We start from the raw sequence: 13,406 nt of genomic DNA, 5'->3' as shown, positions 1-13,406 counted from the left end.
CACCGCCCTACCACTGTTATATATAAAACAAGGGTGAGAAGCCTGATTTTCAGGCTTGCCACCCTTGCATATCATAGAAGAATCTTATTTACAGACTTTTTCTCACAGTCTCGAATTTATTCCCCAATACGCAAAAAAACCTTGAATCATCCCATTTTCATAGGAAATTCAAGGTTTTTCATTGATTTACATGATAAAATTACGGTTCAAATTCTTATGCGAACTGTAAGATTATGCGTTCATCTGCGATGCGATATTTTCGACTTACATACCAGCCTGCTATGCAAAGTTTTAAGTCTTACATTCCTGCCTGCTATGCGAATAATCCAGTTAAAATCAGCATTTTCCGCTATGCGGATCTTTCAGTTTTATATTACTTTAACAATCAGTCTAATAACGTTTCAACAATCTCATTACGTAACTAATTGAGTAATTCTATTGCCTACATAATACCAAGAAGCTCGTCCTGCACAACTCTTTGTGCTGCTTTCGTATTATCCAGAAAGTCCCCCAAACGTTCTGCTTCTTTTAGTTTTATATCGTCCAATACATGTGTATACGACACCGTTGTATTATAATTTGAGTGTCCCATGATCTCCTGTACTGTCCGAGGGGTCATTCCTTTTTCAAAACATCTTGTTGCAAAAGTATGTCTCAAAGCATGTGGATGGACTCTTTCAAATTTCTTAGGAATTGTTCCCGAATATTCCGCTTCTATTCGAAGTGTCTCATTTATCTGTTTTGTAATGTTTCTCATATCATTTTCAATCGTATAACGACCTATTGGAGTTCCTAATGATGTAGTAAATATCAGATCGTCCATATCTTTGGGCTGTTTCCATTTCTTTCCCATGTCAGCTCGCTTGGCTTTCTGTTTTTCAAACTGCCTCATTAGTATATCTTTTGTCTCTCCAAAAAAAGGAATTTTTCTGACAGAATTTTCTGTCTTGGGTGATGTAAAAAAAATAGTTTTCACGCCATCCTCATATTGATATGACAGAGATCTTTTTATACTGATAAATCGATTCGTAAAATCAATATCTCCCCACTGAAGTCCACCAACCTCTCCGATACGCATTCCTGTAAGCAACATCAGCTTATACATTTCTTCATACCAGCTTTTTGTTCTTTCCAAATGTTCTATAAAAATTTCCTGTTCTTCTACTGTCAGTACTCTTCTTTCAACTTTATCACACTTTGGAATAACAACTCCTACAGTCGGATTGATAGAAGTTAAACCATTCGCCATAGCTGCCTCAATACAGTTCTGTAAAATACCAGTCGCTTCTCTGACCGATTTCGATGATCTCCCAGCTTCGAGCATATCAGCAATCGCTGTCTGAACATGTAATTGCCGAATATCTTTCAGATTTTTTGATCCAATTCTCACACCATAATAGTTTACAAATTTACGCCTATACTGAGCTGATCCTCCATTTTTCAATGTCGGAGCCTTATATTTTTCGTACCATTCCTCAAACCATTCATTTAATGTAAGAGTATCAGTTTCATAGCCTAACCATATTGAACCTTTTCTGGCTTCTTCCACTGCTTCAGCAAATTCTTTTTTAAGAGTCCTCAATTTCCAACCATATAATAAAACGCTTTTTCCTGCAACCTGCGCTCTCGCCATATAACGTCCATCAGGTCTCTGTGTTAAACCTCTGCCAAGTTCTTTTCCTTTTAAGTCTTTTCCCATAATTTTCACCTTCATAATTGTTGCTTGCAATTTCAAAAGTAAAAACTATCGGCGGTCTATCAGATCACTCGGAAATGGGATGCTCTTTTTCTTCTGTCCTATCAGAATACTTGCCTTTTTTAAATTTCACATTTCCATAAAAGTCACTCATACCAGAGTTTTTTTCAAAAGTTTCCAAACTCATGATTACCATGTCTCCATAGCCATTTTTCGTTATAAAAACTGGTTCTTCTGACTCATGGCACATTTCTGACATTCTATTCGTATCTCTTAGTTCTCTAATAGGAATTATTCTGGGCATCTTTTCATCTCCTTTCTTCCATATTGTAGCATAATTGTGCTTCAACATCAAGTGTCTATTACCGCCTTTTTTACTTTTGTTGAACATTACATTTTCAATTGAAACTTAGCACTTTTCTTCAATTCAGCATCTAAAAGTTCCTTATGAATCAACACTCGTCGTCCGACCCGAACTACATACTTACAACTAGGATTAGAAAGCAGTTCTCTCGCTTTCGTTTTTCCAATTCCCATATATGTACAGAATTCCTCTACAGACAACAAAGTCTTTTCAAGTTCCAAATTGTCACCCCCTCTTTTTATGCCCGCTGATAAAAAAACACTTCATAGTTAAAATGTTCTTTTATCAACAGGCACTTTATCAAAAACCTGCAGGCAGCCACCAGGTATGACCTCATTGGATTTACACCATCTTTTCAGACCGAATCTTTATCGGAAGTATCATTATCAAAAACAGTTTCCTCGCTACAAAGTTCCTAAGCTCTGTTGGTAGCAATATATTTCTCGCTCGTACCTTTCCTTCAATGCCAAAATCAGCACTTCCTCAGTTTTCACTTCTGTACTTCTCGACAATTTGTCGGGAAGTTAAAAAGCAGATAGTCTCCGCGTATTTGCTACATAGCTCCACTATTTCACACGTTCCTGCAAGTTAACTATATGTAATTTTCAAGGTACAGTTACACTGCCCACGGATTTCTAAAGGGGAGCAGAAATCTTTAGCAGTTAATATAAATACTCCCTTTACTGATTACTTTTCCTTACATATGATTTCGTATCAAATCCCAAGGTCTTAGTAATCAGTTTTGCTTCCAGGCGTTGACGCAGAGTTTCATCTACACAGTAATGCACCTGTCCAAATTCGTCAAACATTTTTCTGGTAGCCAAAACTGTTATGTACCCTTCATAATGCTTCAACACTGCCTGGATTGCCTCAGTATCACCAGTTGATGCTGCCTCAATAACATGGAATGGCAGCAAATCAAATGCGCATTTCTGTTTTTTACTTTTTTTCATTTGCAGATTCCTCCATATTTTTTCTCATCAGTTCCAGTGATCGTCTACGATGCTCATTAATTGTGCTGCGTACAAGATTCATTTCTCTGGCAATGTCTGCATCACTCATATCCATAAAATATGATAATAACACAACATTCCTTTTCTTTTCAGTAAGTGTCTGCAGTGCTTCAGCAATCAATGCATCTTTGACTTCTATGTCGTAACCCAGGACCTGAAAACGATGTGTTTCCATTTCATGCTCATCCATTATAAAAAGTCTGCTCAACTCCTTTTCTGATAATTCTGACAACATCACTTCATACTTCTGGCGATATGCCATATGCTTTTCATAATTAATAACTTCACTTTTCAATGCCAGCTTGCACAGAGAATCAAACTGATGTCTGACTGTCTGCTCATCTTGAAAAGAGGATTGCTCCATAAGAGTTCACCTCCTTCCCCGCCGGTAGGCAATAAGCAAAGTTCTTGCTTCCCCTTCACACATATCCCAAACGGATGAGTGCATTTGTCGGGGTGTGGGAAGAAATTTTTAAAAAATTTCTTAATAAATACGAGAAAATTGTTTTTCCTGTATTTTGAGGTATATAAAAAACGTCCTAATGGGTAGTTTTTAGCCCATCGGACGCTATTTATATCAAAAGATAATATTTTGCCATCATTTTTTGTGGCATATAATTCACTTTTTGAGGTAAAGAAATTTATTTGCTTTTTTGAACTATTTATCTATTTCATCCGTCACGTAATGACGGATATGATACCAGACAATAAAATTCTTAATCTTTCCTATACCTCCGGATCTGTTTTACGGAAATTCAGAATTTTATATGTCTTTTAAAAAGTGAAATATCACCCTCTTTTTTAGTGAAATATTAGTTCATTTTCTTTCAAGAAAGGGAACTATACACTAAACATGGAGGTGTATCATATGCCAAAACAAACAGATAAAGAACTGGGATTGTTTTTTAAGAACGCCCGACACGAGCAAAAATTGACTTATGAAGAATTAGCTGAAAAAGCAGAAATGTCCAGCCGATATTTAAAGGAAATTGAAAATGGGGGCCGAGTTCCCAGTTTTCATAAAATCAGAAAACTGGTACGCGCTTTAAATGTTCCTCCTGAACCATTGTTTTATCCAAACAATCATACAGATAATCTTGATTATCAACGCCTGCTCATGTACCTGTCAAAATGCAACGATGAGCAAATTACCGCTATCCTTGCCATCGTAGAAGCATACCTGCGCACATACAAAATTCCTACAGACCACGATAAACAAGATCCCTGAAATTCATTTGAATTCTATCTGAATTATTCTGAAGAAGCGGTATGGTTTCCCATACCGCCACTCTTAACGTGCATATTTTTCTATCATTCTCTTAACATTCGTGGATTTCTTTATTGCCCCTATATTAATAAGAAACTCAACTACATCCATCATTCCCTGGTAATAAGCCCGCTGCTCCTCTTCATAATGGAAATGTTCTAACTGATCCAGATATTTATTCCAGAAATTCTGCTCACGCTCTGGGATTTTTTCCAGATGTAGTGGCAGCTTCTTTTGTATTTGTTTCAAATTCTTCTCTGCTTCTTTCCATTCTTCCGGCTGTACTGTATATTCTCTTTCTCCGGAGTCACAGCGCAATTCCTCAAATAAATTAGATACTGCTTCATAAAATTCATTCATCTTCTTTCCACCTCTCATTAGAATTATTTCTCATTACAGGCAGCATTATCATTTTCTTATTTCAAAAATCAAATAAACTTTCCAAAAACTTCATCTTTAGAAGTATAGTAACAATATTTTTCCTTAAAATCAATAATAATACTTCATCTTTAGAAACTTTTGAGGATCAGAATGATTATTTATTGGGATAAAAAAACGAACAGTAAAAACAGAATAGGACAACGGGTAAAAGAATTACGAAAGGCTCATAATCTTACTCAGAAAACACTCGCTGCCAAATTACAACTTGCAGGATATGATTTTAATGATCTGGCAATCCTGCGAATTGAACAAGGCACACGTTTCGTTCCCGACTACGAAGTTGTCGCACTGGCCGAAGTATTTAATGTTTCCTGTGAATATCTTCTTGGTCTGACGGACGCTCCTGCAAAATAATTCAATTGTATTGCTGCCCATTCTATGCTAAACTATGGATAGATACTTCTGAACAACATACACTATTTATAAACCGTATGATTGGAGTGATTTCATGGAATTAACAAAAAAAGTCCCTACAACCGATAAAAACCAGGAAAACAATCATCTTCTCCGCATGTTAGACCGGGGAATTGATGATATGGAAGCTGGTCGTGAATTGCCACTGGAAGATGCTTTTCGCAAAATCACAGAATTAAGGGATGCACGAAGAAATGCAAGAATATAAAATTATTTTAACCTGGGAAGCAATTTACGATGTCACAGACATTGCAGATTATATTGAAGAAGAATTCGGCCAGCAACGTGCTGACCGTTTTCAATCTGATCTGAAAGAACAAATGCAGAATTTAGGCCAGTTCAGTACTGCCTTTCCCCGAACTCAAATTCTGTACAGAGGATATTCCATACATAAAAGATCTTTTCCGCCATCTATTATTTTTTATATTATAATGGAAGAAACAAAAGAGATTCATATTCTCCGAGTGTTGCGCCATGAACGAGATTGGGAAAATATCCTGTTGCAAAGATCAACTTATACATATCCAGAATGAATACCTGGGAGCCGATCAGAGATTTTTCTGAAAGGCTTCCTTTTTAATTTTAATTACTTCCCACTGTCAATTAAATCATAACTCATATCCAGAAAATCTAGCGTCTTAGCTTCACTAACAGATTCATCCAAAAGAATCGTAATCCAGTGTTGCTTATTCATATGATACCCCGGTAAAAATCCATACGTTTGAATAATCATCCCAACCAGATCAGGATCACATTTTACATCCAGGATGTCAATGTTTCCATCTTCTTCTAATCCCAGTATTTTCTTTTCCACTGCCATAATTATAGCATACCATTTTCCATTTTTATGTCGAAGCACCGCAGAATCAGGATCTTTTTTCCATAAATATTCCGGTTCCGTTCCATATTGCTCTTTCACATATTGAAAAATTTCCTCACGTTTCAAATTTATCCCTCACTTACGATTTCTTGCTCTGATTATACGCTATCAGGATTATATTCTCAACCACTTCTCACAGTTCCATTTATGTTTTATAGCTTTTGCATAGCCTGCTTTGCAGGCTACACCCCAAAAGAAGCAAGCACTGCCAGTGTCATGACAACTGGCTCATTTTGTCAAATTCCCTTTCCGGTTCATTCTACCAAAATGTATCAGGGAGTATCCCTGGCCCTCTCATATTTTATAATTTCTTAATTTGACGCTTTCACCCAGTCCTGTTAAAATAACTTACAGATACATCTGTCCAAACCAACAAAAAACCAAGTACCATAACTGTCATAGCCGAACTGGTTAGACAGTTTTTTTGTACTCTTTTTTATAGAAAAAACGAATTGGAGGATTTCAATGAGCAAACGTACCAGAATTCATCCCGTACAATTTTATTTGAATGATGACGAACAATACATTTTAGAAGAAAAATATCGTCTTTCCAGGATGAAAAGCAAATCTGCCTTTCTACGGAAAATGATCTTATATGGATTTGTATATGAAGTAGACTACTCTCATATCCGAAAAATGAATACCCTGCTGGGCAATATCAGCAGCAATTTGAATCAGATCACCCATCGTATAAACAGTACCAATACAGTTTACCCAAAGGACCTGGACGATATAAAGGAGTTAATGGAAAAAATATGGCAGTTACAAAAATCCATGGTATCAAAACAACCGTTGATAAAGCAATAGAATACATCTGTAATCCAGATAAAACAGACCAGAATCTATATATTTCTTCCTTTGCCTGCTCTCCCGAAACAGCCGCTCTTGATTTTAAATACACTTTGGATCATACACATGATTGCAGAGATCCGCACAATACAAATAAGGCATTTCATCTGATTCAGGCATTTTCCCCTGATGAAGTTTCCTATGAGGAAGCCCATCAAATAGGCAAAGAACTTGCGGATCGCTTACTGGATGGAAAATACTCCTATGTCCTGACAACACATATTGATAAAGGTCATGTACATAACCATTTAATTTTCTGTTCTGCAGATAATATCACTTTTTCTCATTATCATGACTGTAAAAAGAATTACTGGAAAATACGAAATCTCAGCGACACTTTATGCCAGGAACATAACCTGTCCACAATTATGCCAGATGGTAAAAAAGGAATGAAATACAATGAATGGGCTGCAAATAAATCTGAATCCAGTAAAAAAGCGCAGCTGCGAAAAGATATCAACCAGACAATCCGAATCGTTTCCACTTACTCAGAATTTCTTGCATTTATGGAAGCTAAAGGATATGAAATAAAAAACGCAGAATTTGGCGAAAACAGCAGAAAATACATTACCTTTCGTTCTCCCGATATGTCCCGTCCAGTGCGTGGAAGTGCTAAATCTTTAGGAAAAAATTTTACTAAAGAACGTATCAAAGAACGCATTGAAAATAAACGTCAAAAAGCTATTTTTCCTTCTGTTCATAACAAATTAATAGATACCAATGCTCCCAATATAGCAGGAAACATTGGGCTTCAGAAATGGGCAAATAAAGAAAATTTAAAAATTGTCTCTGCTGAATATAACAAGATGCTCACACATAACCTACATAATTTTTCAGAACTTGAAGACCGCATAGCCTTGTTACATATGCAGCAAAAAGAGGTAAATACCTCTGTTGTTTCTCTCGAGTCTCAGATACGTCATCTTCGAGAAATGCTGAAATATGCCGAACAATATCAGAAAAATAAAATTTACGATGACCATTATAAAAGTTCCAAAGATCCGGATCGTTATTTCCGTAAATATGAATCTCAAATTATTCTTTTCGCTGGTGCTGAACATATGTTACAGGAAAATGGTATAGACCTGAAACATCTTAATTCCAATAAGTTACAAGAGCAAATTGCAGATCTTATTTCCAGAAAGGAATCACTAAATACTCAATACGTTTCCTTTAAGCAAGAAATAAAAGAGTTGGAATTGATACATCAAAACCTATCCAAATATCTCAAACAGGATGCTCCTGAAATACAAAGATCTTCTCATAACCAACTCCTTTCTTTGTAAAACCATAATAATAGGCAGCGATTTCACTCGCTGCCTAAATTCCCATTAAACCGATATCCTACACCTCGTACTGTTTGTATATATAATGGTTGTCCAGGATCATCTTCTATTTTTTCTCTGATATTGCAGATATGTCGCATAACCACATTATAATCACCGGAATAAGGTTCATTCCATACCAGATCATAAACCATTTCTTTTCCAAATATTCTACCTGGACTTTTCGCTAAAAGAAGTAAAATATCATATTCATATTTTGAAAGATGAACATCACTATCATTCTTTTTAACAATTCGTTCCTGTAGATATATTTTTAATTCTCCAAACCTTATAATTTCCGGTATGAATTGGTTTTTATGTTCCCAGCTAGTCAATATGTTTTCACTTATGCTTCCATTAGCATCTGTGATTCTCTCAATAATTTCTATCTTTTTCACCTTTATTGCCTCTACATTATTAATTTTATATTCTATATATCATCTGCCATTTGACTTTTTTCTTCTACAAGTAATATAATATATTTATTACATATGTAGGATTTAGCAGGAGGATTTTATTATGTCACTACCCCAAATTTCAGAAGCCGAATTTGAAGTTATGAAAATTGTATGGAAATATGCTCCCATCAATACAAATGAAATTACAGAAAAACTTACTCTAACTACCAGCTGGAGTCCAAAAACAATTCAAACTCTTATCAAGAGACTTGTTTCCAAAAAAGCTCTTTCCTACGAAAAACAAAGCCGGGTATTTGTCTATACTCCATTAGTCCAAGAAGATGAATATATACGCCAGGAAAGCAATTCTTTTTTAAAGCGATATTATAATGGAAATCTTTCTTCTATGCTGGCTTCTTACCTTGAAGACGATAAGCTCTCTTCAACAGAAATTGATAACTTACGCCATTTATTATCAAAACATCAGAAATAGGAGGTTTTGAATGAGCAACTGGATCATCCACTTTTTAATCAGTAATATCTTCATATGTATTTTTACACTTGTAATAATCGGAACAAAAAAACTTCTGAAAAAATATTTATCTGCGGCTACACAGTACCATCTCTGTTTTCTTTTATTTTTATTACTTGCCGTGCCATTTTTTCCTGTACAGATTCATGGCTCACAACTTTTTTCATGGTTACATTTTTTTCAAACTGACTCAGGACTTAACTCTGGTACCGACACGCTATCCGAACTTACCAGTAATACACAAAATATTTTGTTAAACCAGGTGAATGATTTTTCAGTTTCCATCAGTAGTCAATTTTCTGGAGGCTTGAATACCATACTCTTTCTAATATGGATAACGGGTGTTATGATTATGTCAGTCCTCACCCTTCATTCATTAAACTATGTACGTTCCATAAAAAGATCTGCTCTCCCGCTTCAAAATCAGCAGGTAAAAACTATTTATTACAATTGTTTAAAGGAACTTAAAATCTCTCACCCAGTATCAGTCTACAGTACTGCATTTTTAAAATCACCAGTTTTAATCGGAATAATACATCCCAGAATTTACATTCCCATCCATTTAATTTCCGAACTGAATCCTGATGATATGCGTTTTATGCTGCTACACGAATTACAGCATTACCGTCACAAAGATACATTTATTGGCTTCCTCATGGTCATAAGTAATATACTCTACTGGTTTAACCCTTTTGTTTGGTACACTTTAAAAGAAATTCTCTGTGACCGTGAAATAGCCTGTGATTCTGCTGTATTGCAGATGATTTCTGCTGATGAATACCAAGCTTATGGAACTACACTGATTAATTTTGCAGAAAAAATATCCTCTTTTTCCTCTCCACTGGCAGTTGGAATGTCCGGAAATTTCAGGCAGATGAAACGACGTATTCTCAACATCGCCGTTTTTAGGAAAGAAACTCTTTATCAAAAAATGAGAGCATTGATAATTTATCTGGTCATTAGTGCTGTTTTTATTGGATGTACACCCATTTTATCCATTGATGCCTCTACTCAAAGCGTATATCATTTTAGTGATACAGACAAAAATATCTCCCTGTTAGATATATCCGAAACATTTGGAACATATGATGGATCATTTGTTTTGTATGACAATAATTTGGATTCCTGGAAAATATACGATCTTGAAGAAGCCACCAAACGTATTCCGCCAGAGTCTACCTACAAAATATACGATGCATTATTAGGGTTGGAATCCGGAATCATCACACCAGAACACTCTTCCATGACATGGAATGGTGATGCCTTTCCTTTTCCATCCTGGGAAGCTGATCAGGATTTAAACTCTGCTATGCAAAATTCCGTTAACTGGTATTTCCAGGCAATTGATTCGCAGCTCGGAATTAACAGAGTCCAGGAATTTTTGAATAAAATAGAATATGGAAACCAGACAACCAGTTCAAATCTGGATTTATACTGGTCCGATTTTTCATTAAAAATCTCGCCTTTAGAGCAAGTAACATTATTGAAAAAATTTAACACAAATGAATTCCATCTAAATTCCCAAAATGTATTTTCTGTTAAAAATGCTATAAAAATTGCCAGTACACCTAATGGTAATTTCTACGGAAAAACTGGAACCGGTCGTGTCAACGGACAGGATATCAACGGCTGGTTTATCGGATATGTAGAAACTTCCGATAACAGCTATTATTTTGCAACCAATATCCAAAGTGATTCTAATGCAACTGGAAAAAAAGCATTTGAAATCACTTCTAATATCTTAAAAAAATTACATATATGGAATTAACAAATATGAAAGGGCTGATAGTTGTTATCAGTTCTTTCTTTTTATTCTATATTGATATTTGGGAACTTCTTTCGTACCATTATTCAGAATTTTATTCCCCATATATTTAAAACTCTTATCATCGTTGAACTTAACAGTCAGCTCACTTGTAATAACGGCATCATTACATATAAATGTATCACATACAGCATCAACAACCAGCACATTGTTTCCCTCTCCGCTATCTCTTATTTCAACGACCTCCGGTAAAGATGTTCCAAAATAAGTAGGGCTATAATTTAAACAACCTAATCGTTCCCAGTCATAAGTTTGATGTTCCGAATCAAATACTGCCCATTTTTTAATTTGCTCCGCTGTTATCGGCAAAAACTCCATTATCAGATTTTCAAACTCTTCTGCCGGAATTCCACTTGAGTTACCTGAAAACTCATATCTCTCCCCGTATTTCATTCGATATAAATATTCATATAAACCATTATAATCTAACCCTTCCATATCAGATCTATCCCAATCAGAACATAAAAGATTATTCCCCTGATATCCAAGCAAATACACACACCTCTTTGAAACTTCCCTGCATTCATCACTTAAAGGTTTAATTCTTATCATAGAACTGCCATCAACCGCTTCTGATACTTCCGGATATTTTGGAACACACAGCGTATAACCAAACCAGCCTTTTTCTGTATATTTCCATTCTTCTATCCTTGTATACGAAACATATACAATAGATGGATTGTCGTTCATACCCCAAACAACTTTCACAGCCAACAAATACATATCTGTCCCATCATAATTGAATTTGAGTCTTTCTATCCCACCATCCCTGTTAATCCTATATAAGACGATATCTCCTGGCAGATCCTGTTCTGCCTTGAAAAGAAATTCTTCCATTTTAGAATAATTAGCCATATTTGAATACGGCGCTGATGTAATAACAGGGACATTTTTTTCCTTTAATACTTCCTGCATTTCTTCCATTACTGTCTCAGAAACTACTACATTCGATGAAGTTCCTTTATCCGCCTTTTGATAAATGGCTTTCATCTGATTCATAACATTCTTACAATCTTCAATAGCTTCTTCTTTCACGACTTCATCTACTGGCAAATCATATCCTCTTTCTTGTACAGCATAATTCGCAGTTTCCTGTGAAATATATTCTAAATCAGCCCCTTTACATTTTGTATTTCCTATGAAAAAGCATCCCAAAATAAATAAAACACTCACCATCTTTTTCAGTTTTCTTTTTGTACTCATATCAATTATCTCCATAACATTCCTCCCACTTTTCGTCTGATAATCTTTCCGTATACCAGGTAACCTCTATTTCTGACCTTGATACATAATTGGATACATATTGAAATCTATCTTTATCTAACAGCCGAATGGTTACGCTATGACAAAACGCCTGATCTAATTCTTTTTGTGGCCATACCGCATTTACTTCCAGTGTTATTGTTCCATCTTGATTTTCTATGTAGGAAACAACTTCCGGATATGGAATATATGGTGTGGGAGCAAAATCATATACGATTCCTCTGGTTCGATACCGATATGTCTGTGTTTCCGTGTGAAATACCGTTCCTGTCTGCAGTATCTCTGCGCTTATATTAAAATATTTTTGAAATATCGCTTCAAATGATTCTTTTGGGATTTCATAAGTCTTTCCTTCCTTAAATTCATCAGTTTTTTCTTCCATTGAAAGTAAACGGTCAAAAACATCATAAAAATTTATTCCATCATAATTTTTTTCACTCCAATTAGAAGTAAACAATTTATTAAGTGTATATCCAAAAGGAAGTATATATTTTCGATTCAGCTCCCTGCATTTTTTATTTAACGGCACTACCCGAAAGGCCCGATATCCAGACGGTCCATCATATCCAGCCGGATGATATTCTTCCATAAAGAAATACCCGTTTTCTGTATATTTCCATGAATTAGCTCTAAACTCATGATAATATGTTTCCTGCCAAGTGTCCTCTTTCCATTTAAAAGAGCTTACTTCAACGTCTATTTTCCCCTGTTTGGTTTTCAGATCATACCGGATAAAATGATCCCCTGCTATAACTTGAAATATAGTAGTTTTTCCATTTTTCTCTTTTTCTGCTTTTTTCAAAAAATCATCTACTTTAATACTTTGAACCATATCCAGCTGATTGTAGGAATCAATTACTGCATATCCATATTTTCCAAAATAATCCATACTTTTTTGTATTGTACTTAGCTCATATAGTGCATTTTCTTTCACAGCATTCTCATATATGTTCCGATAGCCTTCTGCTAGCATTTCACACTCTCTGTAAATTTTTTCTTTCGTATCTTCAATTGTCTTTTTCTGCTCTTTCTTTATGCCACATCCACTACAGACAGCAAGAAAAATAACTCCCACAAATATTTTCCAAATTTTTTTCATATCATTTTCCTCTTACATTTGTAATATTTAAAGGTAAAAA

General features: G+C 35.3%; 18 protein-coding genes. 8 read left to right on the top strand and 10 right to left on the bottom strand.

Annotation, left to right across the window (positions count from 1 at the left end; translation table 11 throughout):
• Positions 1 to 442: 442 nt before the first annotated feature.
• The 5 genes from DWW77_RS08720 to DWW77_RS08700 form a co-directional block, all read right to left on the bottom strand.
• Positions 443 to 1,699 (bottom strand): tyrosine-type recombinase/integrase, encoded by a 1,257-nt coding sequence (locus DWW77_RS08720; protein WP_173729248.1) that lies wholly within the window; start codon positions 1,697 to 1,699, stop codon positions 443 to 445.
• A 64-nt stretch (positions 1,700 to 1,763) separates the two neighbouring features.
• Positions 1,764 to 2,000, bottom strand: a complete 237-nt coding sequence (locus DWW77_RS08715; RefSeq protein WP_118608554.1) for a type II toxin-antitoxin system Phd/YefM family antitoxin — start codon at positions 1,998 to 2,000, stop codon at positions 1,764 to 1,766.
• A gap of 86 nt (positions 2,001 to 2,086) precedes the next feature.
• The gene (locus DWW77_RS08710; protein WP_118608528.1) at positions 2,087 to 2,281 is read right to left on the bottom strand and encodes an excisionase family DNA-binding protein; all 195 of its coding nucleotides are present in this window, start codon (positions 2,279 to 2,281) and stop codon (positions 2,087 to 2,089) included.
• A gap of 459 nt (positions 2,282 to 2,740) precedes the next feature.
• Positions 2,741 to 3,013 (bottom strand): helix-turn-helix domain-containing protein, encoded by a 273-nt coding sequence (locus DWW77_RS08705; protein WP_015541278.1) that lies wholly within the window; start codon positions 3,011 to 3,013, stop codon positions 2,741 to 2,743.
• Positions 3,000 to 3,437: an RNA polymerase sigma factor gene (locus DWW77_RS08700; protein WP_005426505.1), complete on the bottom strand. Its 438-nt coding sequence runs from the start codon at positions 3,435 to 3,437 to the stop codon at positions 3,000 to 3,002. Before DWW77_RS08700 ends, DWW77_RS08705 begins: the two co-directional genes overlap by 14 nt.
• Before the next feature lie 504 nt (positions 3,438 to 3,941).
• Here DWW77_RS08700 and DWW77_RS08695 point away from each other — a divergent pair.
• The gene (locus DWW77_RS08695) at positions 3,942 to 4,301 is read left to right on the top strand and encodes a helix-turn-helix domain-containing protein (RefSeq protein WP_015524620.1); all 360 of its coding nucleotides are present in this window, start codon (positions 3,942 to 3,944) and stop codon (positions 4,299 to 4,301) included.
• A 63-nt stretch (positions 4,302 to 4,364) separates the two neighbouring features.
• Here DWW77_RS08695 and DWW77_RS08690 read toward each other — a convergent pair whose 3' ends face one another.
• On the bottom strand, positions 4,365 to 4,700 hold the full coding sequence (locus DWW77_RS08690) for a hypothetical protein (protein WP_005426510.1): 336 nt from the start codon (positions 4,698 to 4,700) through the stop codon (positions 4,365 to 4,367).
• A 171-nt stretch (positions 4,701 to 4,871) separates the two neighbouring features.
• On the opposite strand from DWW77_RS08690, the gene DWW77_RS08685 reads away from it, so the two are divergent.
• The 3 genes from DWW77_RS08685 to DWW77_RS08680 all read left to right on the top strand — a co-directional run bounded on the left by DWW77_RS08685 (position 4,872) and on the right by DWW77_RS08680 (position 5,728).
• On the top strand, positions 4,872 to 5,135 hold the full coding sequence (locus tag DWW77_RS08685; RefSeq protein ID WP_015541275.1) for a helix-turn-helix domain-containing protein: 264 nt from the start codon (positions 4,872 to 4,874) through the stop codon (positions 5,133 to 5,135).
• A 94-nt stretch (positions 5,136 to 5,229) separates the two neighbouring features.
• Positions 5,230 to 5,403 carry a hypothetical protein gene (locus DWW77_RS18045; protein WP_005426514.1) on the top strand — a complete coding sequence of 58 codons (174 nt, stop codon included), beginning with the start codon at positions 5,230 to 5,232 and terminating at the stop codon, positions 5,401 to 5,403.
• Positions 5,390 to 5,728 (top strand): type II toxin-antitoxin system RelE/ParE family toxin, encoded by a 339-nt coding sequence (locus DWW77_RS08680; RefSeq protein ID WP_019162149.1) that lies wholly within the window; start codon positions 5,390 to 5,392, stop codon positions 5,726 to 5,728. Before DWW77_RS18045 ends, DWW77_RS08680 begins: the two co-directional genes overlap by 14 nt.
• A 53-nt stretch (positions 5,729 to 5,781) precedes the next feature.
• On the opposite strand, the gene DWW77_RS08675 is transcribed toward DWW77_RS08680, so the two are convergent.
• Positions 5,782 to 6,141, bottom strand: a complete 360-nt coding sequence (locus DWW77_RS08675) for an MmcQ/YjbR family DNA-binding protein (RefSeq protein ID WP_118576224.1) — start codon at positions 6,139 to 6,141, stop codon at positions 5,782 to 5,784.
• Positions 6,142 to 6,540: 399 nt separating this feature from the next.
• Between DWW77_RS08675 and DWW77_RS08670 the strand changes: the two genes are divergently transcribed.
• Both DWW77_RS08670 and DWW77_RS08665 read left to right on the top strand, forming a co-directional pair.
• Positions 6,541 to 6,882 (top strand): plasmid mobilization protein, encoded by a 342-nt coding sequence (locus DWW77_RS08670; RefSeq protein WP_005426517.1) that lies wholly within the window; start codon positions 6,541 to 6,543, stop codon positions 6,880 to 6,882.
• Positions 6,831 to 8,210 (top strand): relaxase/mobilization nuclease domain-containing protein, encoded by a 1,380-nt coding sequence (locus tag DWW77_RS08665; protein ID WP_118608527.1) that lies wholly within the window; start codon positions 6,831 to 6,833, stop codon positions 8,208 to 8,210. The genes DWW77_RS08670 and DWW77_RS08665 overlap by 52 nt, the downstream gene beginning before the upstream one ends.
• A 23-nt stretch (positions 8,211 to 8,233) precedes the next feature.
• Here the strand turns inward: DWW77_RS08665 and DWW77_RS08660 are convergent, their stop codons facing one another.
• Positions 8,234 to 8,647: a winged helix-turn-helix domain-containing protein gene (locus tag DWW77_RS08660; RefSeq protein WP_005426519.1), complete on the bottom strand. Its 414-nt coding sequence runs from the start codon at positions 8,645 to 8,647 to the stop codon at positions 8,234 to 8,236.
• Between the two features lie 121 nt (positions 8,648 to 8,768).
• Here DWW77_RS08660 and DWW77_RS08655 point away from each other — a divergent pair, with 121 nt between their 5' ends.
• Entirely contained in the window at positions 8,769 to 9,140 is a 372-nt protein-coding gene (locus DWW77_RS08655) for a BlaI/MecI/CopY family transcriptional regulator (protein WP_005426520.1), read from the top strand.
• Positions 9,141 to 9,150: 10 nt separating this feature from the next.
• Positions 9,151 to 10,947, top strand: coding sequence for a BlaR1 family beta-lactam sensor/signal transducer (locus tag DWW77_RS08650; RefSeq protein WP_117628248.1), 1,797 nt, complete (start codon positions 9,151 to 9,153; stop codon positions 10,945 to 10,947).
• A gap of 27 nt (positions 10,948 to 10,974) precedes the next feature.
• On the opposite strand, the gene DWW77_RS08645 is transcribed toward DWW77_RS08650, so the two are convergent.
• Both DWW77_RS08645 and DWW77_RS08640 read right to left on the bottom strand, forming a co-directional pair.
• Entirely contained in the window at positions 10,975 to 12,222 is a 1,248-nt protein-coding gene (locus DWW77_RS08645) for a DUF6070 family protein (RefSeq protein ID WP_117628249.1), read from the bottom strand.
• Entirely contained in the window at positions 12,209 to 13,366 is a 1,158-nt protein-coding gene (locus DWW77_RS08640; protein ID WP_118063462.1) for a DUF6070 family protein, read from the bottom strand. Before DWW77_RS08640 ends, DWW77_RS08645 begins: the two co-directional genes overlap by 14 nt.
• Positions 13,367 to 13,406 lie beyond the last annotated feature (40 nt).

It is taken from the genome of Ruminococcus sp. AF17-12 (assembly GCF_003479245.1).
Taxonomy (GTDB): Bacteria; Bacillota; Clostridia; order Lachnospirales; family Lachnospiraceae; genus Blautia_A; species Blautia_A fusiformis.
The sequence above is the reverse complement of the archived record's forward strand: the minus strand, read 5'-3'. Positions and strand labels throughout refer to the sequence as shown.